The sequence below is a fragment of the Patescibacteria group bacterium genome (assembly GCA_018817715.1).
GTDB lineage: Bacteria > Patescibacteriota > Patescibacteriia > Veblenbacterales > UBA10138 > JAHITT01.
Window position 1 is genome coordinate 63,122 of sequence record JAHITT010000004.1, and the last position, 24,349, is coordinate 87,470.

Consider the following 24,349-nt stretch of genomic DNA (forward strand, 5'->3'; position numbering starts at 1 on the left):
GAAAAATAAATACCAAAGAAAAACTATTGACAAAAATAATTAATTGCTCTATAATTAGATATATATCTAATTATCTAAATATTCCATGCCTTTAAGCCAAACCCTAGCCGCTCTAGCCGACCCTAATCGGCAAAAAATAATTGACCTACTAAAAAAAGGTGAACGAGCTGTAGCCGATTTAGGCCACTACCTTAATATTACCCCACCAACCCTATCGCATCATTTGGATATTTTAAAACGGGCTGATTTAATAAGCGCTCGTAGGCAAGGTCAACAAATTTTTTATTCTCTTAACTTAAGCGTACTGGAAGAATTGGTGGAAAAATTTTCTAAATTTTTAAATACTTCTAAAAAATAACCTGTTTATTTTATGAATTCCCCTCTTAAACTATCTGTTAAAAGCGAAATTTGGCCACTCTTAATGATTGCTATCACTATAGGTATAAGTTATTATTTTTATCCCAGTTTACCTGAAACTGTGGCCAGTCATTGGGATTTCCGCGGCCAAGTGGACGGCTGGACTAGTAAACAAATCCATAGCTTGCTGTTACCAGGAATAATGGCCGGAATATATATTTTATTTTTAATCCTGCCGTACTTTGATCCTAAAAAAGAACGTTACCAAGAATTTGCCAAGGTTTATCATATTTTTAAATCCTTAATAATAACAACTTTTTTAATAGTTTATTTAGCCACTACTTTATATAATGTCGGCTATGACCTAAACATCGGTTTAATAATAGCCTCAACTATTGGTTTGCTAATGATAATTATAGGTAACTACATGGGCAAAATAAAAAAGAATTGGTTTGTCGGTATTCGCACACCTTGGACCTTATCCAATGAAAATGTTTGGAATAAAACCCATCGAGTTGGTGGCTGGATGTTTATAATTTTCGGTTTAGTTATAATACTCGCTCCCAATTTACCAGCTAATTTGGCTTTGTATGTGTTTATCAGTGGTGCCCTGCTAACTACTTTAGGTACTTTTGCCTATTCCTACTTTGCCTGGCGGCAAGAAAAAAAGAATAACCCCACTAACGACCATGCCTAAAATTACTTTAAAAAAACTTCATTTAATACTAATCGCCGGTCATGTAGGTAGTGGCAAAACCCATTTAGCTAAAAAACTAGCTAAAAAAATAAATTGCCTAAGGATCGACAAAGATATTATAGATGATTCTTTTACCACCAGCCGGCTTAGTAATCTTTACCAATCAGCTGCCCGACCCTACATCCATAAAATAATGTACAATCTGGCCGAAAGTAATTTGTCCGATAATACTTCAGTGATTATCGACGCGCCTTATACTAAAGCCGAAAAATATTTAAACAATCCAACCTGGCTTAAATTAATCAAAAATATAGCCAAAAAACATAAAGCCACTATTAAATTAATCTGGTGTACAGCTGATAATAAAACACGCCAACACAGAATTCTTAAAAGAAACCATGAACGCGACCAGGAAAGAAAAGATCAATTCAAAAGATATGTTGGCGCCGGGCATTTAATACCCATACCTTTTAAACATTTGCTCTTTGATTCTACTAAAGATTCTTTAAATAAAGTTATTAAATTCTTGGCTGACTAGCAAACCATTACTATATATTACGGCTATCATAAGCCCAATGTAATAAAGCTTGACGTTGTTTGCGACGACAATTTAAATCTTTAGGATGGCAATATTTTTTTATAGCACCGGCATGGCGGCTAATGGCTCGCCAACGTTTTATTTGCCTTATGTCTTCTTTAGGTAAACGCCTCCCCAAATAATAACGACAATACCACTGAAACCAACCTCTGGGATCCACTGGATTTATCCAACCTTTTTGTTGCCAACTTTCCAAAGGCAAACTGGCATCTACACCAAAATAATTTAACTTATAATTTTTCCTGCCAGGCGATAACCTAGCCCCAGTAAACCAACTTTTAGGAAATTCTTTACGGCAATCTGTTAAATACTTACCACCAAACACCCCCAGTTTAAGCATCTGCCGAGGTGTTAGTTGCGGTTTGAAATCAGTTAAAAAGTTTTTACCAGCCGGTTCAATTAAATAATAGCGATAACCTTGCTGCATTTTATCATTTACAACCACTAATTTTTTTACCCGCCGAGGCATATTAATTAAAATTAATCACTACTATTTCACTACTACTACCCAAACGTTGTGGTGGCCCCCAAGTACCTACACCACTAGTAGTTATTAACTGCCCCTCGCCTACCTTATGCCAGCCGTAATCCAGGCCTTTGTATACTGCTCGGGCTAGGTAATTAAATGGCCACATCTGGCCAACATGGGTATGGCCCGATAAAACCAAATCAACACCAGCCTCAGTTGCCGTATCAACCACAAAAGGCACGTGCTTTAATAAAACAGTGGGCTTAGCTTTATCTAAATTTAAATTCGACATTAAGTCTGCTAGACCGTCTGAACTATTAGAATCTTTAAAAGTTACGCCAGCTATTTGTAAACCCTTAACTTCCACTGATTTATTATTAAGTATGGTAATACCAGCTCCGGCCAAAGCTTTGGTATAAGGCGAACTATCGCCGAATTCTTCATGGTTACCATTGCTAAAATAAATTCCTAAGGGCGTTTGCAAATTTTTCCAAGGTTCAGCCAATTTAATATAATCAGCTGGCGGTCCATCATAAAAATCTCCTGGTATAAAAACCGCTGCTGGTTTAAGGTTGTTTACTAGTTTAACTATTTTAGCCGACCTGCCAACCCCATAAATATTACCTAAATGACTATCGGACAATAATATAGCCTTTTGTCCTTGCCAGGCGGCTGGCCAATTAATCCCCGCTATATCGTACTGTTTTATTTTTATAGCCTGAGAATTATAAACACTATAAACACTTAATATAACAGCCACTATAAAAAAAGACGCCCCAGTTATGCCCCAGTTAAAATTAACCGGCCACCAAAAACTTATTATTTTTACCAACCCATAAGCCAAACTGGCCAGCACCAAAAAATGCAAAGTGCCCAACCAAACAGCCGCTCCAGTATAAAACCAATCAATTAGTGGGTTTATAAAACGATTAGCTAAAAGTGAAGCTACTAAAAAACTTATTGATAAAATAAAAAAAACAATTTTCAAACGAACAATTCCACCATCACTTAAACTACCCCAAAAATTAACCAAGGTTTTATAAACTAAAAAATGGCCTAACCAAAGAATCACTTGAATAACGGATAAAAAAATTAAAACTTGCCAAAGCCTCATAATGTCTAAAAATTAAGTTGCCAAATAGTAAAATTCAAATAAGCCGCAAACATTACCCAAACAGCATAAGGTGCCAATAAAACAGCAGCCAAACGAGAAGTGCGACCAATTAAAATTATCAAATAAATAATGGAAAAAAATAACAACCAAATTTCTATGGCCGCCAGCCCTATCATTTGTTGCCCAAAAAATAACCAACTCCAACCAACGTTTAAAAATCCGTTAAGTACTAGCATAACCAAAGTCAAACGAAAATTTTTATATCTAATCGATTGATTATAAAAAATTAAAACAGCCCCGGCTATCAAAATAAACAAAACTGTCCAGGCTAAGCCAATAAACCAACCCGGCGGAGTAAAATCGGGCTTAAGTAAATTTTGGTACCAAACCGTGTCGGGACTGGTAAACTGGCCGCCCCACCAAGCTACTAACCAAACCAACATCGGTATAACAAAATAATTAATTTTTAACTTCATATATACATAATGTCTTATTTTACTACTAAAAGCAAAACCTCCTGTTAAATTATACAGGAGGTTTTTAATTACCATTTAGGCGCCGAAGCTAATTCGATTTGCGCCAACTTTCTTTTAAGTGGTGGCACTATAAACTTAAGACCATAAAGTATTAAACTATACACACCAAAAACCGTGAATAAAACTATTAAGGCTATTAAATATAATAAGCCACTTAATATTTTAAAAATTATTTTTGTTTTAGACATTTTGTCCTCCTGTTTTTTAGAAAATTGTTTTTATTTTTATAAAACAAAAAACCCGCATCTTTATTTAAGATACGGGCTAAGTTTGGTTTAATTAAAAAATTCTAAACAATCCAAGCTTGTCCCTAAGGGGCCGGCGGTACTATTAACACAAATTGGCTGTTTAAAAAATTCATAATGTAAAATTAAGTATAAATTACTAACTTAACTTTGTCAAAAAAATCTTTATACTTAGCCATTTTTTCCTCCCTAGGCTTATTCGTACGAATAAGCCTATGTTATCCACAAGGGTAGGCTATTGACATATTGTACGTTCGTACAATATACTTATAATATAAAATAAAATCTAAATCTTAAACAAAAACTTATGCCTCCAGAACACCAACAGCAGATTTTCAAAGTTAAACAATTTTACTGGGAAAATCACCGTATGCCCAGTTACGGCGAATTAGCCGATATTTTAAATTTTAAATCCAAATATTCAGCTCAATATCTGGTAAAAAAATGGCTTAAAGTTGGCATTGTTAACCGCGATTACAAAGGCAAAATAACTCCGGGTAAATTGTTTATGCCTTTAAAACTCCTGGGTACTATTCAGGCCGGTTTGCCTACTCCGGCCGAAGAACAGGATTTGGACAGTATTTCTTTGGACGACTGGCTGATAAATAAAAAGTCTGATAATTTTATGCTAAAAGTTACCGGCGATTCTATGATAGAGGCTGGTATTCAGCCGGACGATCAAGTTATTGTGGAGCGGGGACGCGCTCCTAAAAACGGTGACATCGTCGTAGCTGAGGTAGATAACGAATGGACTCTTAAATATTTTGAAAAACGAAATAATCAAACCAGGCTAATACCGGCCAATAAAAACTATAAACCTATCATACCCCGCCAAGAATTAAAAATCGGCGGCATCGTCACGGCTGTAGTTAGAAAATATTAAAATTACCAAATTTTATTGGGACCTTGGGTTAATTGCTTATAAATTTCCTGATTAGAGGCAATAAAGTTGGTATTGCGATAATCATAATTTTTGCTACCTAAATTATTTACTACCCCACCAGCTTCTCTAACCAACAATGACCCGGTAGCAAAATCATAATCTTTACCATAAGGATTAAAGCATAATCGGGCATCTAATTTACCAGTTGCTACCATGGCGAATTCCCAGCCGGCGCTGATAGTTTTTAATAAAACAGTCTGTTTTTTTAGACGTTCAAAAATTTGTCTGTCTGTTTCATTGTCCAACCGGCTTTCGTAAGAAACATAAGCCTGGCTTAAATTACGACTGCTAACACTTAACCTAGTCTGCTCACAATAAGCCCCACCATTTTTTTTGGCCCAATACATTAGATCATTTACAAAATCATAAATTGCGCTAAAAACTACTTGCCCCTCCTCCACTAAAGCAATCATACAAGTACAAAAAGGTAACCCCCTGACAAAATGACCAGTAGCATCTATTGGATCCATTAACCAAAATCTATCTGCCTTTCGGTTGCCACCAAATTCCTCTCCCACAAAATCTATAGTTGGATATATTTTTTTAAGTTCCGCCGAAACAAATTCTTCTACTTGTAAATCCAGCTTTGTTACAACATTAACAGCTGAATCATCTTTTTGCTTTATAATAGCCGACTGGCCAAAACCAGGTAGTAATAAATCCTTAGTCTGGCGCAAAATTGGCAGAACTTTTTTAGAATAATCCATACTAGCTAATCATAACCCAAATTAACTAAATAACAAAAATATTTTACCTTAGTTAAAAACTTGACAACTCAGCCAATTTATAATAATTTATCATTTACCTTAACTTTGTTAGTTATGGTAAAAATAAAAAAAATCAAATAACTTTAACATAGGAGTTAGTTATGGAAGTTGCAGCCTACGACCCGACCAAATGTCAAATTTTAAATCCTGAAAACTTTACAGTTGAAGGAGCTAGTTGGCAAGGAATAATAGAAAAAATTATTTATTCCAGCAAAGCCAACAGATTAACAACAAGTAGAACTAACGGGACAATCCTATTGGTTGACATTACCAAAGGAACTGTCAATTTAACTAGCAAAGAAATAGAAATATTTGCTAATGGCAAAAAAATTTTTGACAGTATGGTTCGCTTGGAAAAAAATAAAAACGAAATCTACGCAGGCAAACCAGGCGATAAAGTAGGTATATGTCTAAAAAAGACGCTGGTAAAAGAATTTGCCAAACTCCTTAATTAACTAAAATTAAAAATATTTTCATTACTACGGCGCGACTTAACAAAGTCCGCCGTTATTTTATTTAATAAATTTTTTAACCAAAGTCTAATAGCTATAAATTTAAAATATATCTAAATATTATAAATTAACCAAACCCGTCAAATTAAACAAATAACCAGTAAAGATAATTCCCAGGCCAATCACCCCAGCAAAAATTAAAATCAACTTAACCTTCATTACTTTTTTTAAAATCATAAATTCCGGTAATGATAAGGCAGTAACAGCCATCATAAAAGCCAAGGCTGTGCCCAAAGCTACCCCTTTTTCCATTAAAACAGCTACCAAGGGAATAACCCCGGCAGCATTAGTATAAAGCGGAATACCAATCAAAACCGCCAAGGGTACAGCATACCATTTATCGGCCCCGACATAGCTGGCCAAAAAATCCATAGGCACATAACCATGAATCAAAGCACCTAAACCAATACCAACAGCCACATAAGGCCACACCTTTTTTACAATATCCTTAGTATATTCTTTAGCATAAAGGAATCTACCCGACCAACCTATGGACCTATTTTCATAAACCAAAGATGCTTGAGGTTTAAAAATAAAATCAGCCACTAAACTTTCCGGATTTAATTTTCCTATTATCAAACCAGTTAAAATTGCGATAATTAAACCACTAACAATATAAAATAAAGCTATTTTCCAACCAAATAAACCAACCAGTAAAATTAAAGCCACTTCATTAATCATAGGTGAAGCCACTAAAAAAGAAAAAGTAACTCCTAAAGGCACACCAGCTTCTACAAAACCTAAAAAAAGCGGTACAGCACTGCAAGAACAAAAAGGGGTAATAATTCCCAAAATAGCGGCCATAGTATGGCCAATTAATTTGTTTCTATTTAGCAAGATTAAACGTATTCTAGCTGGCGGCCAAAAAGAACGAACCAAAGAAACTATAAAAATTATAAAAACTAACAATACCAATATCTTAATAAAATCATAAATAAAAAAATTGACTGCTTGGGCCACCACCATATCGCCAGCCAAATTTAATACCTTAAAAGTTACCCAATCAGCCAATAATTTTATGGGATAAAAAATATCCATAAACTAAAAATTGTCTTGAATTAATTTTTTAATTTTTTTAATATCCGAAGTAAAACCAACTAAAACAGCTTGGCCGTTCACCACTAAAACCGGACTTTGCATTAACCCAAAATCCAATATTCTTTGAAGATCCTTAATATATTCAACCGTTACACTTAAACCTAAGTCCTTAACAACCTGCTGCGTTAATTTATATAATTTTTGACAAGCTGGGCAACCAGAACCTAAAACCTGAATATTTTTTAAATTATTCATACTTTTGTAAAAAATGCTTTAACAATAAATTAAATTCTCTTAGCTGCTTTTTGTTTATTGAATAAATCATATTCAAACCCTTTTTTTGGGAATTAATTAAGCCTGCTTGCTTAAGAACCTTTAAATGGTGGGAAACCAAATTCTGAGGAATCGCCAAATCTTGTCGAATATCACAAACACACCGTTCCCCTTTTTGTAGACTACATAAAATCTTAAGACGATTTTTTTCGGCTATGATTTTTAAAAAATTAGCTGTCTGGCTAATTTGGGTAAGAATTTTTTTATTTAAACAACACTTGGACTTCATACTATATCAATTTATATTGATATAGTAACAAACTCAATATTCCCAGTCAATAACCTTAACATAAACCTTTAAAACCATGCCAACGCCACAAGAAGGCCTAAATGTTAAGTTCAAAGTTTCTTATAATAAACACCTTGACCGGCTTGGCCGATTTGTTTAATTTTGCCCTGCTGTTCCAGTTCGTTTAAATAACGCTCGGCCGTGGCATCGCTAACGCCCAGCAATTCCTCCACGTTATTATTAGTTACCTGTTCCTGGTCAGCAAACATAGCCCAAACTTTTTGCAAATTCTGCTCTTTTTGATTAATCGCCTCCGGCGACTTTTTTGATTCTACTTTTACCAAAATCAAAGCCAACACCAAACCCACTACCACACCAAGAGCTAAAGATAAAATTAAAGTCATAAATGCTTAATTTATTAGCTATTTTAGCTGAACGGCTCAAAAAAATAAGGTATTGAGGCGTTCAGTAGCTAAGCTAATTTTACCTAAATTTTACCTAAATTAACAGTCTACTTAAAACCCTTGCCAAGCTATAGTGTTTTAGGTAGGATATATGTCGTGCCCTATAGGGCATTTTAAAAACAAAAATTGTTAACTTATATTCCGGGGTAGCTCAGTGGTAGAGCAGTTGGCTGTTAACCAATTGGTCGTGGGTTCGAGTCCCACCCCCGGAGCCAGATAGGATTAACATCAGCGAAAGCTGGTGTTTTTCCTTTATTGACGGGCTCTTTTGGCGGTTCGAAAGTCTTTTTTTCGTCTATTTTTTCTCCCAACATCTCGATTACTCGGTTAGAGATGATTTTGAAGGCTTTCTGGTATGAAATCTCGATTTTCTTGCCATTTATGGTCGGGTTCGAAAATAAAAGGGACAATAATACTTTTTTGTCGTCGACCATGTCGAAGGTGCTTCGGTTTATGTAAATCTTTCTTGCATCCTTGGCCATTTGGAGAAATGTCGATCCCATATCGTAATACTTAAGGTTGGCATTTTTATGCTTGTTGAGGCTGTCCATCACTTCCTCCTGCTCAATCTTGTATTGCTGGTACTTTTTCTGATAGAAGTCCTCGCTGATTTTGCCGTCGATCTTGTCGTCATATATTTTATCTAGTCTCTGCGTGGCTACCTGGTAGCGTCGCTCGAGTTCGCCGGTAGCCTTTTCCCTGAATTCTATCTCCTCACCGTGGCTTTCCTTGAGAGCCTCTTGGACCCAAGTGAGCATATTCTCTATGGCTTCATCGTGATTAGAGCTCAAGAGCTCGATATTCTCCGTTACTTGTATATCGATATTTTCTTGCTTCACCCATTCTCTTTGTTTGCAATTTTTGTAATGGTTGCAGTGACCGTACCAATGACCTTTCTGTATCTCCCAAGTTATCCGACCCTTGCATTCGTCACAGTGGAAGATGTTTTTGAACAGTGGGTTGTGCTTGTTATATTTTGGCGTCCCGTTGCTATGCATGATATCTTGGCACCGCATGAATAATTCTTTGGTGATCAGTGGCTCGTGTTCACCTTTGCCAACTTTGCCGTTCCAACGATTCATTCCGTAATAGAATGGATCACCGAGAAGCTGGTGGACTCGCGAGTGACTCACTTTGTTGCCTCCTCGAGATCGCATACCGAGCCTGTACATTTCATCGGCAAGTTTCTTGGTCGAGCTTACGTTGGTGGCATAGAGGTCAAACATTTTCTTAACCATCGGTGCTTTGTCCTCATCTATCACATGGATTTTATGTCCTTTCTCACCAATCGTTTTATATCCGAGTGGTGGTTTGCTCGGCAACCATCCTTGAGCGAGTTTTTCTTTCTGGCCTTTCTTTACGTTTTCGGACAAAAGGCGGATGTAATATTCGGCCGTGGCCACTTTCACTCGCCACATAAACCATTCATGCGACTTGGAGTCTTTGTGAAGCGTACATCCTTCTTTGACCAAGTGGATCGTATGCTTTTCGTCCGCTAGTATCCATTCGTCAATTACCGGCACATCGGCAAAATTACGGGTCAGGCGATCGGTTGTCTCCACGAAGACTGTATTGATCTTGGACTTGGTCACGTATTCCAACATTTCGTGAAATATTTTGCGCTGGATTTTTCCAGCGGCCGACTCCTGAATGGCAAAAACCTTTACGAGCTCGTAGCCGTTGCGGTCGGCGTAGTCTCGCAAAAGTTTCTCTTGAGCCGGAAGCGAATAGCCGGTGTCCTCCTGATCTTTGGAAGACACCCGGGCGTAGCCTACGGCTTGCATCGATTGATTTTCTTGATTCATTGTCATAATCATTTAGTTAATAATTTGTTGGTTCGAATGCGACTTTTCGTACCACGACACACCCTATACTAATTTTTTGGACAAGCTAAGCTCGAGTTGCCCACAGCAGTTATTCTCCGGTGTCGACCCACTTTTTTATTATTTCCGCTTTCGCATCGGGATACTGATTGCGTGCGAGTGCTAGTTGCATTTCATAAGGGATAAATTCCCAGCGATCACTTGGAGTCATCTCGCTGAAGTTGATCTTGTTTAGTTGAAGAGTTTCTTTTGGATGGCCCTCCACACGATCAAGTAGTTCTTTGATGGCCGCCAGTTTTACGTTATCGTTTTGGCTTCCCATAAGCGCAACCAGCATCTCGTTGGCCAGACGAAAGTTTTGCTCACGAATACGCACACCGGCTTTCCGGACTATGTCCACAGTTTCCTGATGGATCGCATCCATTTCCTGTTCATACAACTCATAGGTTTCTCGTAGTGTTCCCGATTGTCTGAACCAGTCTTTGACCGTTTGCTCAGTGAATTTGGCTTTTCTACTTTTTTCAAACCGGTGATTGATATCCTCGGCAATGTTTTGGTAGGAATAGCCTTTATATTTCAGCTCAAGCGCGCGTTCGTGATATTTTGTTATGGTTTTCAACTTGGCCATAAAAGTGGGGTTTAGTGGAGTCCTTATTCCTTGATCGTGATGATGAGGAGTGCTCTGCCGGTTACCCGTTCGATGATGTAAGCGGCCGCATGTGCTCGCACCTCAACATCTTTGGATTCCAGAAGCGAGATCAGAACTTTCGCCGCTTTTGGCAGATTCTTTTTGAGTATCTCGTCTGAGATTTCGACTTCCGTTTTCTTTTTATGCTTGCTCATAGGTGTGTTGGTTAGTAGTTACGTTTATGTCGGTTCGACGAGAACGACATCCTGGCGACAAGGTCGGCTTTCATCTGGTTTATTTTCTTGATCTGGTTTTGGCCGTTAACTTCTTTATAATTTTCTTTAATTTCTTTTAATCCCTTAGCTTCTATATCATCGCCGTCGGACGCAGTGTGCGTGTCATGCCGTTCGGCATTTCGTGCTGATCGGCCACCGTCCTGCTTCAGATGTAGGATGGATAGCAAAGTGATGCTTCGGGGTTTGAATTTGGCATCATCGCCTCGGATTTTTGTGATCGCGACAAAAGCCCACTCTTCGAGCTTGTCCAAACACTTCTTAATCGTTCGCCAATCTTTCAGGCCAGAGTAAAGCCGAAGCGTCTTGTTGGATGCTTCTATGGTCTGGCTCGCTTTGTTTGAAGCGATCTCGGTCAAAGCACAGTAGACATTACGCAGATTGCGATATGCATCGTCGCTTACATGCTTATCGAGCCACTGCTGACGCATAAACCGCAAAGCCGGTTTGTCTTGATAGGCAAACGGGGCTTCGCGGTAATCTCGGACCTTATACTTCTTGTCGCTTTGGTACATTGTCATATGGCTCTATGAGCGTTCGACCACTGGTGATGTCCTCGATGTAGAATCGCGACAAAGCATCGTAATAACTTACGAGATTGAATGCGATGTCGTGCAGGTCTTGGTCATTCACTTCCTGCCCGAAGTCTCTTTTGAGAATCACGCGGAGCTTCTCCAGCGTTTCCGGTTTTATTTTCACAGGTCTTAGTTCTCGGCGTAAATCCGTACCTTGACCTGTTTGACCTCGTTGAAGAACGCTTGAGGCTCGACTTGAAGCTCGCGGCTCCAATATCGCTTCACCAGAGAATCCAAGTCCGGGCTCTTGCCGAAGCAGAAGAGCACCTTGTGCGGATTTCCCCGATCCACGACCTCAAGAGAATCAGGAATAAATAATAAAAGCACCGCGACCAATGCCAGGTCGGCGGTTTTGTAGTAATTGTTTTCCATATGTTGGCATTTTCATCGTCATTAACTTCCTCTCACACGCTTTTATTTTGGCAAACGAGTCGCTATGCCTTACATACTCCGCAAAGAAATTTGCGCAAACAAAAAACGCCCATTTTTCGGGCGTGCCGCTTAAGTTATTAACACTACTTGAGGAATACGAGTGTCACCGCAGGAAAATTCTATATTCCGGATTGATCCGGTAGCCGTCGGTGCGACGACCCTCAATCAGTTTGCCGATTTTCAAATCATTTTTAGCTTTGGCGTTTATTTTCATAATTGCCGAGCGTACCGAATAATCGCTTCCGGCTTCAGTAGCCATGCGGATATCTGGCGTGGTCTGGTAGGTTTTGCCGATCAGGTATTTCAGTATCCGATACCGGAGCAACTCTTTACCCATGTGGTAGCAGTATTTGCTTTTCGGATCACGGTACAGGTCGGCATCGGCCGACAAGTGGAGAATGGTCTGTTTAAGATCAGGTTTTGCTTTTCCTTGCGCAAAGTATTCGGCAAAAGAGATAGCCGCTTCACGTGCGAATGTTTTTATAAAATGCTGATCATACTCGGTCAGTCCCTCAAACTTGCTCGTCCGGTGTTCCAAGAGGGACCGGATACTTTTGACCTCGAGCTTTGTTTCGATTATTTCTCTGGTTAGATCACCGACGGCTGATTTGTTGTTCTGGATGATCTTATCCCCATCGGCTATACCAGCCGTTTTCATCGACGATCGGAGTATTTTCTCGGTGGTAACGATTGAGAGACGATAGGTTTGCGCCATCGTCACCGGTTTTCTGATATTGAATTTGTGCCTAGTGGCCAAAGAGGCCTTTTTCATTTTCATACTCATTTTTGTACTGGAACGTAGCTTTAGCGTAACTTCCAGTTAAAGTTTAGTGAATAGAACCCGTTTTCTACTCTTCATTCACTACTAAGCAATTTTGCTTATTTGCCCATACCCATTGCTTTAATCCTAAGTATAGCATATAATGTAATCCATAAGTAACATTTTGCGTAACCTTTTAGATTATAACCTATGACCCAGCGAATAGACATCATGAATACACTCCTCCGATCCAAGCAGTCAGTATTTACGTTCAAGGAAGTAAACTTGCTTGCTGGAGGTGAAATCAGCCCAGCTCTATTGCGACGCCGGGTGAGCTATTACATTCAAAAAGATCAACTGCATCCGCTTCGACGCGGCATTTATGCCAAAGATAAAAAATATGACAAATTCGAATTGGCAAATCGAATTTATACCCCCTCGTATATAAGCTTTGAGACTGTTCTCAGTCGAGCAGGTGTTATTTTTCAATCATACGGGCAAATATTTATTGCATCTTATCTTACACGCGAACTGAAAATTGATGACCAGATATATTCTTACAGAAAAATTAAGGACGACATCCTAATGAGAACTCAACTGCCTATAGGCATCGAACATAAAGGCACTTATTCCATTGCTACTCCTGAACGGGCATTTTTAGACGTGGTTTATCTTTCCAAAGATTATCACTTCGACAATTTGTCCGCTTTAAACTGGGAGAAGGTATTTGAGATTCTCCCAATTTTTGAAAATGTCGAGATGGAAAAACGGGTCAAGGCATATTACGAGCTGTTCAAGCATAGTTAAGCCTGAATCATGAGTATGAAAATGAAAATGTATGAAAATCACTGACCATCACGCAAAATACTTTGCCTACGAACTCACCAAGCGATGTCCATCGGACAGCTTGGAGAAATTGTCGTCTACGCTTTCCAACGCACAAGTTGATCTTAATCCTCATCAGATAGAGGCGGCGCTGTTTGCATTTCGATCGCCACTCTCTAAAGGAGCTATCCTTGCTGATGAGGTTGGTCTTGGAAAAACAATTGAGGCAGGACTCGTGCTCTCGCAAAAATGGGCTGAAAGAAAACGAAAGATACTGCTTATCTTGCCCTCGAGTTTACGTAAGCAATGGAACGCTGAATTGCAAGAGAAATTCTTTTTGCCATCGATTATTTTAGAAGCAAAATCATTTAATCAGTATATTAACGGCGGTAACCTCAATCCATTCGAGCAGGAAGATGTGATCGTTATTTGCTCGTATCACTTCGCTCGATCAAAGGCGGCCTATATTAAAAAAATTAAATGGGACCTGGCAGTTATTGATGAAGCACACCGACTTCGTAATGTGTATAAAACCAACAATAAAATCGCTCGGGAAATTAAGAATGCACTCTCCGAAGTTCCGAAAATTCTTCTTACAGCAACACCACTTCAAAATTCACTGCTTGAGCTCTACGGATTAGTGAGCATCATTGATGATCATGTGTTCGGAGACCTTACGAGTTTTAAAGTGAACTATGCCCGTCTTTCACGTGAGCAGGACGTGTATGACGGCGAAGCTGGATTTGTTGAACCACGACAGGAGATGTTCATGGATTTACGCAACCGGCTCAAGCAGGTATGTACCCGAACACTTCGTAGGCAGGTTTTGGAGTATATAAAATATACCAAGCGTATCCCACTCACTCAGGACTATATTCCGACCGAAGATGAGATCCGGCTTTATGATGGCATGTCCGAATATCTGCAAAGACCCAAGCTTTTCGCATTGCCTTCCAGTCAACGACAGCTGATCACGCTTATCCTACGTAAGCTTCTCGCCTCATCGTCCTTTGCTATTGCCAGCACTCTCAACAGTTTGGTATTTAAACTTTCTGCGCTGATTGAGGAGGCCGAGAAAGCAAAAACAGTTAAGGAAACCGGTATCGCCGGACTCGAAGACAACTTTGAGAACCTTGAGGAAATATCGGACGAGTGGGTTGACGATGAAGAGAGTGATGAGGAGTCCGAAAAAGATGCGCCGAAAATAAAATACACCGACGAGGATATCGCGCTGATGAGGACGGAAAAAGCTGATCTGGAAAAATTCCGAGATATGGCCAAGAAGATTCTCAAGAACTCTAAAGGAGAGGCTTTACTTATTGCCCTCGAAAAAGGTTTTGAGATGACAAATAAGTTGGGAGCAAAAAAGAAAGCTATCATATTTACCGAGTCGACCATTACTCAGAATTACTTGTATTCCGATCTCCTTTCAAAGGGTGGGTATGACGGCAAAATAGTTCTCTTTAACGGATCGAACAACGACGATAAATCAAAGCAGATTTATGCCGACTGGATCAGGGTTAATAAAGACACGGATAAAATAACCGGCTCAAAAACCTCGGACATGCGCGCCGCGCTCGTTGACTACTTCCGTGATGAGGCGGAAATAATGATTGCGACCGAAGCGGCGGCCGAGGGCGTGAACCTCCAGTTCTGTTCACTGCTGATCAACTACGACCTCCCTTGGAACCCTCAGCGTATTGAACAGCGTATCGGCCGATGCCACCGTTACGGCCAGAAGCATGACGTTGTGGTTATTAACTTCGTGAACCGTAAAAATGCGGCCGATCAGCGTGTCTACGACCTGCTCGATCAGAAGTTCAGCCTGTTCAAGGGCGTATTCGGAGCAAGCGATGAAGTGCTTGGTGGCATCGAGTCCGGAGTTGATTTTGAGAAGCGTATCGCGGCCATTTATCAGTCGTGCCGAACCGAAGAAGAAATCACTGGTGCGTTTGATACCCTGCAAAAACAGATGGACGAGAGCATTCAAAATAACCTCCGTGATACTCGTCAGAAATTGCTGGAAAACTTCGATGCGGAAGTACATGAAAAACTCAAAGTTAACCTTAAAGAAAGCAAGGCTTATCTGGATACTTATACGAGCTGGCTTTGGGACGCCACAAAATATTATCTTGGCGATAACGCGGAGTTTGCGGAGCACGAATATTCATTCACGCTTAAAAATAATCCCTTCCCTAATGAGCAGATCGACCCGGGACCTTATAAGATTGGTAAAAATATAGACGACGCACATATTTATCGTCCTGGACATCCTCTAGCACAAAAGATTCTTGGCGAGATTAAAGCCAAGGTATTTGACGATGCTGAAATCACTTTTGACTACTCAAGCAACTCCACGATTATTTCTATTCTAGAACCTCTTGTCGGCAAGAGTGGTATTTTGAAAGTGTCCAATTATACCGTTGAGGCCTTTGAGGCCGAGGATGCGGTGGTTGTATCGGCTATTGATGAATCAGGAAATCCGGTAGATGGAGAAATAGCTAAGAAACTTTTTTCTATCGCAGCTCAAACTGTGAAGACCGCCACACTTTCTCCGGAAGAGAAAACAAAGCTCGGCGAACTCGAAGACCAGACTGTTGGGATTGTTTCTACTCGAATTGCCGAGCGCAACAGCGAGTTTTTTGACAATGAGGTAGACAAGCTCGATAAGTGGGCGGAGGATATGAAAAAAGCTGTTGAGCTTGATCTCAAGAAGCTGGATGTTGACATTAAAATTTCCAAGACCAACGCCAAGAAAATCTTAAACCTCGATGAGAAATTGAAAGCCCAACGAGGTATTAAGGATATGGAGAAGAAGCGCAATGAGATGCGCAAAAAGTTATATGAGGCTCAGGACGATGTGGAAGGCAGAAAAGAAAAACTTATCGGAGAAGTGGAGGCTCAATTGAAACAAAAATCAAAACTTGAGTCGCTGTTCACCATCCGGTGGAGAGTCGTTTAATTCAGTTGTCCGGAATTTCCGGACAACTGGTAGAATTATTAACAATTAACTTAAAATTATGACAGAAAACAACAACAAACTCATCGCAATCTTTGAAGACCAGCCAGTACGCCGCACTTGGGATGGAAAGGCGGAAAAGTGGCTTTTTAGCGTCGTGGACATAGTCGGAATCTTGAGTCAGAGTGCTGACCCAAGGAACTACTGGAAAGTGCTAAAAAACCGTTTAAATAAGGAAGGAAGTGAAGTGGTTACAAAATGTAACCAGTTGAAAATGCTAGCCCCAGACGGCAAGATGCGCGAAACCGATGCGGCAGACGTGGAGACAATATTCCGCCTTGTGCAATCGGTGCCCTCTCCCAAAGCGGAGCCCTTTAAGCTTTGGCTCGCAAAGGTCGGTTATGAGCGCATGCAGGAAACAGTTGACCCTGAATTGGCGGTAAGTCGCGGACGTAAAAATTGGCAGGCGATGGGACGAAGCCAGAAATGGATTGAGCAAAGGATGTTAAGCGTAGAGACTAGAAATAAACTGACTGATTACTGGTCGGATCATGGAATCAAAAAAGGCGAGGAGTTCGCTAAGCTGACAAATATAATCCACCAAGAATGGAGCGGTCTTTCCGTAAAAAGTCATAAAAATCTCAAGAACTTGAAGTCGCAGAACTTACGTGACCACATGAGTGAGGCCGAGATAATTTTTACCTCATTGGCTGAACTGTCCACACGGCAGATTTCTGAAAAAGAAAAGTCGGAGGGTTACGGACAGAACGAAGTCGTGGCGCGAAAAGGCGGACAGATTTCCGGCAATGCACGCAAAGCCCTGGAGGAACAAACTGGCAAAAAGGTCGTGAGCTCGGAAAATTTCTTGCCGACAAAAAAAGAACCAAAGAAGCTGAAATAATATGACTAATAAAAAGCAAAAACTGGAGTTAACGTGGATCGGCAAAGACGAAGAGCTCAAGCTTGAGCCGAGGATTTTGATTGAGGACCCGGACAAGTCCTACGGCGACAAGTCGGCCGAGAATATGCTCATCCACGGCGATAACCTCCTCGCGCTCAAAGCCCTCGAGCAGGACTTCGCCGGACGTATTAAATGCATCTATATCGATCCTCCGTATAACACAGGCAGTGCGTTTGAACATTATGACGATAATCTTGAGCACTCCACATGGCTCAGCTTAATGAGACCAAGACTAGAGATTTTAAAGAACCTTTTGCATAAAGATAAGGGTAGTATTTGGATTTCAATTGATGCAGACGAAAGTCATTATCTGAAAGTACTTTGTGATGAGATTTTTGGAAGGTCTAACTTTATAGATGAAGTTATTTGGCAACGATCATATGCACCAATAAATTTAAAGAAAACATTTTCTAGAAATCACGACGCTATTTTAGTCTATGCAAAAAACAGTTCCGGTTTTGAATTAAATAAACTAGAAAGATCAGAAAAATTAAATGATAGTTTTACTAATCCTGATAATGATCCAAGAGGACCTTGGGCATCAGGCCCCATACAAGTTGGACCGCGTGTTGAGTCTAGGGTTTATGAGATAAAAACTACAAATGGACGAGTTATTGTGCCGCCCCCACAAGCTTGTTGGAGATTCTCTGAGGAAAAATATAAAGAAATGGTTGCGGATAATCGGATATATTTTGGACCTAACGGGGACAATGTCCCCCGTGTAAAGAGATTTTTATCCGAAGTTAAAGACGGGGTTGTACCGATGACTCTTTGGTTAAGAGATGATGTTGGAGATAACCAAGAAGCAAAAAAAGAAATCAAGAAATTATTTACCGATGATGTCTTTGATACACCAAAGCCAGAACGTCTCATAAAACGAATTCTTGATCTTGGTTCTAATAACGGAGATTGGGTTTTAGATTCTTTCCTTGGTTCCGGTACTACTTCCGCCGTGGGGCATAAAACTGGAAGGAAGCATATCGGAATTGAATTCGGCGATCATGCCGATACACATTGCTTACCTCGATTGAAAAAGGTTGTTGATGGTACTGATGGACTTAAACTCTCCGAAGAACTTGATTGGAAAGGTGGCGGTGGATTTAAGTTTTATAATCTTGCGCCGAGCCTGCTTCGCAAGGATTCTTTCGGCAACTTCGTGATCGATGAAAACTATAACGCTAATATGCTGGCCGCGGCCATGTGCAAACATGAGGGTTTCAAATTCTATCCGGACGAAGCTCTTTACTGGAAGCATGGCAAGTCCACCGAGACCGACTTCATTTTCGTAACCACCGGATTCATCACTGCCGAGCAGTTAGATAAGGTAAATAGCGAAATGAAAGCTGGCGAGAGTCTGCTTATTTGTGCCAAATCATTCGCACCCGAATGCGAAAACCGTTTTGCTAATATCACGGTCAAGAAAATTCCACAGATGATCTTGGGCAAATGCGAATTCGCCAAGGATAACTACGACTTGAACATCATCAAAGCCACGGAAGCGCAGGCGGAAGAATCTAACGAAGCCTAATATGAATACTAAAGCACAAGCAATCAAAAATAGGTTAAGCCTCCGCAAGCCACAAGCGGATAGTTTGGAAATTCTAGAAAAACTAGCGGATGTTTTGGAGTTGAAAAAGGACGCAGATGTAGTCAGCGAGCTTTCCAAAGTGCGAGCCTTGTATCCAACATGCGCTGATTTTGAACGAGACTTTCCATCAGTTTGTTTTTCTTTGGCAACAGGTGTCGGCAAGACTCGGCTTATGGGTGCATTTATTTCCTATCTCTATGCCGCCAAAGGTGTAAAGAATTATTTTGTATTGGCTCCCAACCTTACCATTTACAACAAGCTCATCGATGATCTCTCAAATCCGCGAAGCCCTAAGTATGTTTTTCGTGGCATAAGTGATTTTGCCATAACAGCACCACGAATCATTACCGGTGATAACTATGCCGAAGCTCGCCAAAGCACTTTGTTTAAGGAGTCAGTAAAGATAAACATTTTCAATATCTCGAAGATCAATTCTGAAGTCCGTGGAGGCAAGGAGCCGAGGATCAAACGTCTTTCGGAATACCTTGGCGAGTCATATTTCAATTATCTTTCCGAATTGCCAGACCTCGTACTTTTGATGGACGAGTCGCACCACTATCGAGCTGATTCTGGACTCCGAGCAATCAATGAGCTCAAGCCAATTTTGGGTCTTGAACTCACCGCAACGCCAATCGATACTAAGGGCGTTAAATTTAAGAATGTTGTTTTTGATTATCCGCTTGCTCGAGCACTACAAGACGGTTTCGTAAAAGAACCGGCAGTCGCTACACGCCGCGATTTCAACCCTGACCAGTATCGCAACGATCCGAAAGAACTTGATCTTATAAAGCTTGAGGACGGAGTGCGTATTCACGAAGACACCAAGGTGGCTTTGGATATTTACGCTCGAGATAGCGGTAATCGTTTGGTTAGGCCGTTCGTGTTAGTTGTCGCTCGAGATACCGATCACGCCAAAGAGATTCGTGGCTTGATTGAGTCGGACCGGTTCTTTGAAGGCCGGTATACCGGCAAGGTGATGGAGATTCATTCAAACCAGCGCGGTGAAGAAAAAGAGGAAAATGTACAGAGGCTCATTGATCTGGAAAAGCCGGAAAACCCGATTGAGATTGTTGTACATGTAAATATGCTCAAAGAGGGTTGGGACGTTACTAATCTCTACACCATTATTCCTTTGCGTGCGGCCAACTCCCAGATTCTTACCGAGCAGACCATCGGCCGTGGTTTGCGATTGCCTTATGGCGCACGGACCGGCGTTGAAAAGGTAGACAAGCTCACCATCATCGCTCACGATCGTTTTCAGTCCATCGTGGATGCGGCCAATGATCCAAACTCTATAATCCGACAGGAGAATATCATCGAGATTGATCCGGATGCGTTGCCGGAGGCGCAGGAGGTTATTACTGCTTCCTCGGTAATGGAAGAGGCACTAGCTCTCAAACGCACGGAGATTGCGACTATTGTAAATGAGGCGGATCGCCAAAAAGCGGGCTTGGTTTTAGAGGCCGAACAACTGATCACTGAAGCAGTCAGCACCCTCGGCGCGAGTATTAAAAATATCAATGACTTAAAGAGCGATGAGATTCGTAAACTGGCCTTTGAGAAGATGATCACGAGTATTGAAAGTAACCCCCAGCAAAATTTGTTTAAGACGGCTATTGTAGAAGCGGCGAAGCAGGAGTATGAGTCTATTGTTTCTGAGTTGATTGAAAAGACCATTCCGATTCCACGTGTCCTCATTCAACAAAAACATGACGTAAAATCCGGCTTTAAGGATTTTGATCTTGATGTCGCTGGTCTTAATTATCAACCGGTATCCGAAGAGATTATTCGCCGGACACTACGCACCAATGAGAGCGAAGTCTTGCAAAGCGACAGTTCCGGAGTGGCGCGTGATATTCCGGAGAATATTTTAGTAAACGAGCTAATCAACTATCCGGAAGTAGATTATGACCGTGAGTCCGAGCTCTTATACAAACTAGCTCGACAGGCTATCGCCAAGCTTGGTAATGGACGAAACGCTGAAGATTTGGAAAACATCATCCTCTACCACAAACGAGAAATCGGTAAGTATATTTATGCACAATTACAGCAACGCTTCTATTTGGAGAGTTCCGGTTTTGAGGAGCCACTGGTCTATCCATTCGATCGGATAAAGCCCCACAACTTTTCCAAATATACGGCGGACAGCGTGCATCACTACACCGAGACCATCACGCCAACAAATATTATTCCTTCAAAAGTATTCGGTGGCTTCAAAAAAGCTTGTCATAACCTATATAAGTTTGATTCAAAAGCAGAGAAAGATTTTGCTACGATCCTAGAGAAAGATACCGATGTTTTGAGATGGCTCCGACCAGCCGACTCCCAATTCGAGCTGTATTGGAAGTACAACTCAAAACGCTATCATCCGGACTTCGTGGTCGAGACAGCAGATACGATCTTTATGGTTGAAATTAAAGCCGAAAGAGATATCGATGACGCAGAAGTTCAGGAGAAAGCCGAAGCTGGCAAGAAATACTGCGAGGCCGCTACCACATTTAACCTAGCTAATGGCGGTAAAAAGTGGACTTATGTTCTTATCCCGCATACAGCTGTCGCGCCGAACATGAGTTTGAAAGGGCTATGCAAGTAATATGATCAGTAAAATATCAAAATCGGATAAAAAGTTTACAGTTAAACAAAAGGCGTTTTTGTATTTCTATAAATCTAGGCAGTATGTTTACAATGACTGGTTAATAACAAAGGAGAGGCTGATCAAATTTGTCGACTCTTTTTTGTTTTACTTACTAATCTATAGCATTTTTATATTCACACTCCAAAAAAGTTTGAACTGGTTAAATGTAACCGTTTCCGAAGATCAGTTACATAATCTCGGCTTTGCCATCGCTGGAATAATTGGTGCTTCAATAGCAATTATATTTTCTTTTTCTACATTTATTTTACAAAGCACAGCTGATCTTTTTTCTACGCAATATTTACATAAGTTTATCCAAGATAAAAAGGAGAAGTATTTCTTTTGGATATTGGTAGCGTTAACAGTATTATCTTTTTTAACACCAGTATTTCTTAAATTTTCTGTCCTTGAAATATTGCTCACTATTTTATTTATTGCGTTTTATTTGATCTACTCTCTATATAAAGAATTAAGAACAAGAATCAGCCCGGATGCAACTCTAACGAAGATCAGAAATGATGCGGTAAAACGTTTAAGTAAAGTAAATAAGGAACTCAAGAAGCATGCGTATATTCAGGATAAAATATTCGAATACGAAAAAGAAAGCAAAAATCTCTCCTTAGCAATTCAGTACAAATCAAATCCAAACTGGAATGTTTTGCCACTTGAAAATGTAAAATATCTATATGAAATAGGTCTTAGGCTTCTCTCAAAAAATGAAATCAACTCTTTCAATTTAACACTGAGGTACATTCATGACGTTTATCTAAAGCATCTCGGTTTACGAAATGGTCATATCATTAGAGTTCCGGCGAGTTTCTGGGGGGCATATACATTCGAAGACGAGGGTTTTACTGCAAATATTCTTGAATATTTTGAGTCTATAGGCAACCGAATAATTCAAGATAAGCGGAAGGAAAATATATATTTCTTGCTGAATGTTTACGAGAATATCATAGCCAATCTCCTTGTTTTTAAGTATGCCGATAACAATATAGGATCACGAGGTGAAAATCCGATCCTAAGTCTAGTTTTAGGTTATTACTTGGGACTTATTAGTAAGCTAGTCCAAACTAAAGAAAGAGATTGGATATGGGAGGCAATTAAATCAATCTCCAAAGTCTCAAACAGTCTTTTAAGTTCTGAATATAATCACTTTAACCATAATCAAATCAATCAAGCTTTGGATGAAATTACTATAAGCTGTCTTTCATCGAATGAAAGTCAAGAAGCTTTTCTCAAAGAGGTAGTAAATGTATCTTTCAATCAAATAAAAATTGGTTGGAATAAATACCAAAATAATGAAATCTTTTGGAAAGATCTATTCAAGACCTTGAAGAAAAACACCTTGGCTCTTGCTCTGGCTCCTGGAATTAATTTGTCAGTAAGTGAATTGTATATAAATTTTCAGGCGTGGTTGGCAGAAGTAATAAACTCAATATTTAAATTAGAGGACAAAGATGGGCAAGTAAAACTTCGAGATGCATACATTGATTTACTCGAAAGATGGAGTGATTTTCTGCTAGATATTGCTCGCGACTTTGGCTTAGAAAATAAGCAGATTGGATTACCTGTTATCCAGTCTGTAGAAAATAATCTAAGAATCATTTATGGCATACAAGGAAAATTTGAACTGAAACTGGACAAGCTGTACCGAACCCAATTCAATACGCTTAGTTGGTATTTTCATAAGACAGATAAAGTGGATGAGAGTTTCCTTTTTAATCTTGAACAGGTGCATGAACTTCTACTCAATGAGATAAACGGTAATTTGAGTGAAAAGATTGATAGCACACAGGTTATTGATTTATACATTCGGCTTGTTCAACAACACTTTGAGAAAGTGTCGGTGGGCTACGGATACAATCATCCACGAGTCATTGAAAAATTCATTCATCTCGGGCTGATTCTAACGAAATACGATTTAGATACTACAGAACTCGTAAAACTGATTGATGATCTGAACAAAAAATATCTTGAATTAAATAAGGAATATTTCGACTTAAAATCGAAGACTCCAAACTTGATGGGGCCCGACGAGTACCAACTATGTAAAGAAATACACGACCTAGAAAACGATCTATTTTCCTACAACAGTGGGATGGCAATGGGTATCAAACACTTGTTAAGGCAAGAAATAACCAAAGATATTTGGGATCGTTTCATTGCGCAGATTAAATATTGCGAAGGAATAAAATATACCACTACAAGTGGTTTTTAACTTGCGTGGACAATGTACTAAAAGTTAATTATAAAATATGGAAATCGAATCAAAACATCAAATTCTTGAACGGCGGAAAGAGATCGAGCAGGATCTCGTGGAGATGCTCAAGGAGACCGAGAGTGATTTTACTTTGGATCATGTCCGGGACGCTATTTTTCACGAGGAGGATAACGACGACATGATGAAAGTCGTGGCTATGTTTGATCGAGGCGGAGATGCCACCGAACTTGAAAATGTGCTCGAGCTGGTAACCGACGCTTGGAATTATTTTCCACACAAAGTCCTCGGCGGTATCTCCCCAACCGAGAAATTATTAGAGCATCACAATAAAACTAAAAAATAAT

27 protein-coding genes and 1 tRNA gene are annotated in these 24,349 nt (G+C 39.9%); 13 read left to right on the forward strand and 15 right to left on the reverse strand.

Translation table 11 applies throughout. The features are described from left to right. The first annotated feature begins 85 nt into the window (after positions 1-85). The 3 genes from KKC17_01835 to KKC17_01845 are packed head-to-tail and all read left to right on the forward strand — an operon-like array spanning position 86 to position 1,592. Positions 86-358 carry a metalloregulator ArsR/SmtB family transcription factor gene (locus KKC17_01835; protein ID MBU1038954.1) on the forward strand — a complete coding sequence of 91 codons (273 nt, stop codon included), beginning with the start codon at positions 86-88 and terminating at the stop codon, positions 356-358. Between the two features lie 12 nt (positions 359-370). Then, positions 371-1,054: an SdpI family protein gene (locus tag KKC17_01840; protein ID MBU1038955.1), complete on the forward strand. Its 684-nt coding sequence runs from the start codon at positions 371-373 to the stop codon at positions 1,052-1,054. Continuing rightward, on the forward strand, positions 1,047-1,592 hold the full coding sequence (locus tag KKC17_01845) for an ATP-binding protein (GenBank protein ID MBU1038956.1): 546 nt from the start codon (positions 1,047-1,049) through the stop codon (positions 1,590-1,592). Before KKC17_01840 ends, KKC17_01845 begins: the two co-directional genes overlap by 8 nt. Positions 1,593-1,602: 10 nt before the next feature. On the opposite strand, the gene KKC17_01850 is transcribed toward KKC17_01845, so the two are convergent. The 4 genes from KKC17_01850 to KKC17_01865 all read right to left on the reverse strand — a co-directional run bounded on the left by KKC17_01850 (position 1,603) and on the right by KKC17_01865 (position 3,959). Continuing rightward, positions 1,603-2,121, reverse strand: coding sequence for a hypothetical protein (locus KKC17_01850; GenBank protein MBU1038957.1), 519 nt, complete (start codon positions 2,119-2,121; stop codon positions 1,603-1,605). Position 2,122: 1 nt separating this feature from the next. Beyond that, on the reverse strand, positions 2,123-3,235 hold the full coding sequence (locus tag KKC17_01855; GenBank protein ID MBU1038958.1) for a metallophosphoesterase: 1,113 nt from the start codon (positions 3,233-3,235) through the stop codon (positions 2,123-2,125). 5 nt (positions 3,236-3,240) lie between these two features. After that, a complete protein-coding gene (locus KKC17_01860; protein MBU1038959.1) occupies positions 3,241-3,711 on the reverse strand; it encodes a tryptophan-rich sensory protein in 471 nt (156 codons plus the stop codon). A 68-nt stretch (positions 3,712-3,779) separates the two neighbouring features. After that, the gene (locus tag KKC17_01865) at positions 3,780-3,959 is read right to left on the reverse strand and encodes a hypothetical protein (GenBank protein MBU1038960.1); all 180 of its coding nucleotides are present in this window, start codon (positions 3,957-3,959) and stop codon (positions 3,780-3,782) included. A gap of 364 nt (positions 3,960-4,323) precedes the next feature. Between KKC17_01865 and lexA the strand changes: the two genes are divergently transcribed. Continuing rightward, entirely contained in the window at positions 4,324-4,899 is a 576-nt protein-coding gene (lexA, locus tag KKC17_01870; protein MBU1038961.1) for a transcriptional repressor LexA, read from the forward strand. Positions 4,900-4,901: 2 nt separating this feature from the next. On the opposite strand, the gene KKC17_01875 is transcribed toward lexA, so the two are convergent. Then, positions 4,902-5,666, reverse strand: coding sequence for an inositol monophosphatase family protein (locus KKC17_01875; GenBank protein MBU1038962.1), 765 nt, complete (start codon positions 5,664-5,666; stop codon positions 4,902-4,904). Between the two features lie 161 nt (positions 5,667-5,827). Here KKC17_01875 and KKC17_01880 point away from each other — a divergent pair, with 161 nt between their 5' ends. Further along, complete coding sequence (locus KKC17_01880; GenBank protein MBU1038963.1) at positions 5,828-6,181, forward strand: hypothetical protein; 354 nt, start codon at positions 5,828-5,830, stop codon at positions 6,179-6,181. 117 nt (positions 6,182-6,298) lie between these two features. Here KKC17_01880 and KKC17_01885 read toward each other — a convergent pair whose 3' ends face one another. The 4 genes from KKC17_01885 to KKC17_01900 all read right to left on the reverse strand — a co-directional run bounded on the left by KKC17_01885 (position 6,299) and on the right by KKC17_01900 (position 8,242). After that, entirely contained in the window at positions 6,299-7,276 is a 978-nt protein-coding gene (locus KKC17_01885) for a permease (protein MBU1038964.1), read from the reverse strand. A gap of 3 nt (positions 7,277-7,279) precedes the next feature. Next, positions 7,280-7,531, reverse strand: a complete 252-nt coding sequence (locus KKC17_01890; protein ID MBU1038965.1) for a thioredoxin family protein — start codon at positions 7,529-7,531, stop codon at positions 7,280-7,282. Beyond that, a complete protein-coding gene (locus KKC17_01895; GenBank protein MBU1038966.1) occupies positions 7,524-7,838 on the reverse strand; it encodes a metalloregulator ArsR/SmtB family transcription factor in 315 nt (104 codons plus the stop codon). The genes KKC17_01890 and KKC17_01895 overlap by 8 nt, the downstream gene beginning before the upstream one ends. 110 nt (positions 7,839-7,948) lie before the next feature. Further along, positions 7,949-8,242 carry a DUF977 family protein gene (locus KKC17_01900; GenBank protein MBU1038967.1) on the reverse strand — a complete coding sequence of 98 codons (294 nt, stop codon included), beginning with the start codon at positions 8,240-8,242 and terminating at the stop codon, positions 7,949-7,951. 200 nt (positions 8,243-8,442) lie between these two features. Here KKC17_01900 and KKC17_01905 point away from each other — a divergent pair. Next, positions 8,443-8,517, forward strand: a tRNA-Asn gene (locus tag KKC17_01905). Here the strand turns inward: KKC17_01905 and KKC17_01910 are convergent. The 6 genes from KKC17_01910 to KKC17_01935 all read right to left on the reverse strand — a co-directional run bounded on the left by KKC17_01910 (position 8,476) and on the right by KKC17_01935 (position 12,831). Next, positions 8,476-9,720 (reverse strand): recombinase family protein, encoded by a 1,245-nt coding sequence (locus tag KKC17_01910; protein ID MBU1038968.1) that lies wholly within the window; start codon positions 9,718-9,720, stop codon positions 8,476-8,478. The genes KKC17_01905 and KKC17_01910 overlap by 42 nt on opposite strands. A gap of 496 nt (positions 9,721-10,216) precedes the next feature. Further along, positions 10,217-10,753 carry a hypothetical protein gene (locus KKC17_01915; protein MBU1038969.1) on the reverse strand — a complete coding sequence of 179 codons (537 nt, stop codon included), beginning with the start codon at positions 10,751-10,753 and terminating at the stop codon, positions 10,217-10,219. A gap of 23 nt (positions 10,754-10,776) precedes the next feature. Beyond that, entirely contained in the window at positions 10,777-10,968 is a 192-nt protein-coding gene (locus tag KKC17_01920) for a hypothetical protein (protein MBU1038970.1), read from the reverse strand. A gap of 11 nt (positions 10,969-10,979) precedes the next feature. Then, positions 10,980-11,567 (reverse strand): hypothetical protein, encoded by a 588-nt coding sequence (locus KKC17_01925; protein ID MBU1038971.1) that lies wholly within the window; start codon positions 11,565-11,567, stop codon positions 10,980-10,982. A gap of 183 nt (positions 11,568-11,750) precedes the next feature. After that, positions 11,751-11,993 (reverse strand): hypothetical protein, encoded by a 243-nt coding sequence (locus tag KKC17_01930; protein MBU1038972.1) that lies wholly within the window; start codon positions 11,991-11,993, stop codon positions 11,751-11,753. A gap of 163 nt (positions 11,994-12,156) precedes the next feature. Next, positions 12,157-12,831 carry a hypothetical protein gene (locus tag KKC17_01935; protein ID MBU1038973.1) on the reverse strand — a complete coding sequence of 225 codons (675 nt, stop codon included), beginning with the start codon at positions 12,829-12,831 and terminating at the stop codon, positions 12,157-12,159. A 192-nt stretch (positions 12,832-13,023) separates the two neighbouring features. On the opposite strand from KKC17_01935, the gene KKC17_01940 reads away from it, so the two are divergent. From KKC17_01940 to KKC17_01970, 7 genes are all read left to right on the forward strand, one after another. Continuing rightward, the gene (locus tag KKC17_01940) at positions 13,024-13,620 is read left to right on the forward strand and encodes a hypothetical protein (protein ID MBU1038974.1); all 597 of its coding nucleotides are present in this window, start codon (positions 13,024-13,026) and stop codon (positions 13,618-13,620) included. Positions 13,621-13,651: 31 nt separating this feature from the next. Beyond that, on the forward strand, positions 13,652-16,600 hold the full coding sequence (locus KKC17_01945) for a DEAD/DEAH box helicase (protein MBU1038975.1): 2,949 nt from the start codon (positions 13,652-13,654) through the stop codon (positions 16,598-16,600). Positions 16,601-16,658: 58 nt separating this feature from the next. Next, a complete protein-coding gene (locus KKC17_01950) occupies positions 16,659-17,498 on the forward strand; it encodes a hypothetical protein (protein ID MBU1038976.1) in 840 nt (279 codons plus the stop codon). 1 nt (position 17,499) lies between these two features. Next, on the forward strand, positions 17,500-19,086 hold the full coding sequence (locus KKC17_01955) for a site-specific DNA-methyltransferase (GenBank protein MBU1038977.1): 1,587 nt from the start codon (positions 17,500-17,502) through the stop codon (positions 19,084-19,086). 1 nt (position 19,087) lies between these two features. Next, positions 19,088-21,739 (forward strand): DEAD/DEAH box helicase family protein, encoded by a 2,652-nt coding sequence (locus KKC17_01960; protein MBU1038978.1) that lies wholly within the window; start codon positions 19,088-19,090, stop codon positions 21,737-21,739. A 193-nt stretch (positions 21,740-21,932) separates the two neighbouring features. Continuing rightward, a complete protein-coding gene (locus tag KKC17_01965) occupies positions 21,933-24,002 on the forward strand; it encodes a hypothetical protein (GenBank protein MBU1038979.1) in 2,070 nt (689 codons plus the stop codon). 37 nt (positions 24,003-24,039) lie between these two features. Beyond that, positions 24,040-24,348: a hypothetical protein gene (locus KKC17_01970; protein ID MBU1038980.1), complete on the forward strand. Its 309-nt coding sequence runs from the start codon at positions 24,040-24,042 to the stop codon at positions 24,346-24,348. Position 24,349: the final 1 nt, after the last annotated feature.

What these genes read in the sequence shown, in the direction of transcription:
- KKC17_01835 (MBU1038954.1), top strand. Translation starts at nt 86, where the DNA reads ATGCCTTTAAGCCAAACCCTAGCCGCTCTAGCCGACCCTAATCGGCAA.
- KKC17_01840 (MBU1038955.1), top strand. Translation starts at nt 371, where the DNA reads ATGAATTCCCCTCTTAAACTATCTGTTAAAAGCGAAATTTGGCCACTC.
- KKC17_01845 (MBU1038956.1), top strand. Translation starts at nt 1,047, where the DNA reads ATGCCTAAAATTACTTTAAAAAAACTTCATTTAATACTAATCGCCGGT.
- KKC17_01850 (MBU1038957.1), bottom strand. Translation starts at nt 2,121, where the DNA reads ATGCCTCGGCGGGTAAAAAAATTAGTGGTTGTAAATGATAAAATGCAG.
- KKC17_01855 (MBU1038958.1), bottom strand. Translation starts at nt 3,235, where the DNA reads ATGAGGCTTTGGCAAGTTTTAATTTTTTTATCCGTTATTCAAGTGATT.
- KKC17_01860 (MBU1038959.1), bottom strand. Translation starts at nt 3,711, where the DNA reads ATGAAGTTAAAAATTAATTATTTTGTTATACCGATGTTGGTTTGGTTA.
- KKC17_01865 (MBU1038960.1), bottom strand. Translation starts at nt 3,959, where the DNA reads ATGTCTAAAACAAAAATAATTTTTAAAATATTAAGTGGCTTATTATAT.
- lexA (MBU1038961.1), top strand. Translation starts at nt 4,324, where the DNA reads ATGCCTCCAGAACACCAACAGCAGATTTTCAAAGTTAAACAATTTTAC.
- KKC17_01875 (MBU1038962.1), bottom strand. Translation starts at nt 5,666, where the DNA reads ATGGATTATTCTAAAAAAGTTCTGCCAATTTTGCGCCAGACTAAGGAT.
- KKC17_01880 (MBU1038963.1), top strand. Translation starts at nt 5,828, where the DNA reads ATGGAAGTTGCAGCCTACGACCCGACCAAATGTCAAATTTTAAATCCT.
- KKC17_01885 (MBU1038964.1), bottom strand. Translation starts at nt 7,276, where the DNA reads ATGGATATTTTTTATCCCATAAAATTATTGGCTGATTGGGTAACTTTT.
- KKC17_01890 (MBU1038965.1), bottom strand. Translation starts at nt 7,531, where the DNA reads ATGAATAATTTAAAAAATATTCAGGTTTTAGGTTCTGGTTGCCCAGCT.
- KKC17_01895 (MBU1038966.1), bottom strand. Translation starts at nt 7,838, where the DNA reads ATGAAGTCCAAGTGTTGTTTAAATAAAAAAATTCTTACCCAAATTAGC.
- KKC17_01900 (MBU1038967.1), bottom strand. Translation starts at nt 8,242, where the DNA reads ATGACTTTAATTTTATCTTTAGCTCTTGGTGTGGTAGTGGGTTTGGTG.
- KKC17_01910 (MBU1038968.1), bottom strand. Translation starts at nt 9,720, where the DNA reads ATGTGGCGAGTGAAAGTGGCCACGGCCGAATATTACATCCGCCTTTTG.
- KKC17_01915 (MBU1038969.1), bottom strand. Translation starts at nt 10,753, where the DNA reads ATGGCCAAGTTGAAAACCATAACAAAATATCACGAACGCGCGCTTGAG.
- KKC17_01920 (MBU1038970.1), bottom strand. Translation starts at nt 10,968, where the DNA reads ATGAGCAAGCATAAAAAGAAAACGGAAGTCGAAATCTCAGACGAGATA.
- KKC17_01925 (MBU1038971.1), bottom strand. Translation starts at nt 11,567, where the DNA reads ATGACAATGTACCAAAGCGACAAGAAGTATAAGGTCCGAGATTACCGC.
- KKC17_01930 (MBU1038972.1), bottom strand. Translation starts at nt 11,993, where the DNA reads ATGGAAAACAATTACTACAAAACCGCCGACCTGGCATTGGTCGCGGTG.
- KKC17_01935 (MBU1038973.1), bottom strand. Translation starts at nt 12,831, where the DNA reads ATGAAAATGAAAAAGGCCTCTTTGGCCACTAGGCACAAATTCAATATC.
- KKC17_01940 (MBU1038974.1), top strand. Translation starts at nt 13,024, where the DNA reads ATGACCCAGCGAATAGACATCATGAATACACTCCTCCGATCCAAGCAG.
- KKC17_01945 (MBU1038975.1), top strand. Translation starts at nt 13,652, where the DNA reads ATGAAAATCACTGACCATCACGCAAAATACTTTGCCTACGAACTCACC.
- KKC17_01950 (MBU1038976.1), top strand. Translation starts at nt 16,659, where the DNA reads ATGACAGAAAACAACAACAAACTCATCGCAATCTTTGAAGACCAGCCA.
- KKC17_01955 (MBU1038977.1), top strand. Translation starts at nt 17,500, where the DNA reads ATGACTAATAAAAAGCAAAAACTGGAGTTAACGTGGATCGGCAAAGAC.
- KKC17_01960 (MBU1038978.1), top strand. Translation starts at nt 19,088, where the DNA reads ATGAATACTAAAGCACAAGCAATCAAAAATAGGTTAAGCCTCCGCAAG.
- KKC17_01970 (MBU1038980.1), top strand. Translation starts at nt 24,040, where the DNA reads ATGGAAATCGAATCAAAACATCAAATTCTTGAACGGCGGAAAGAGATC.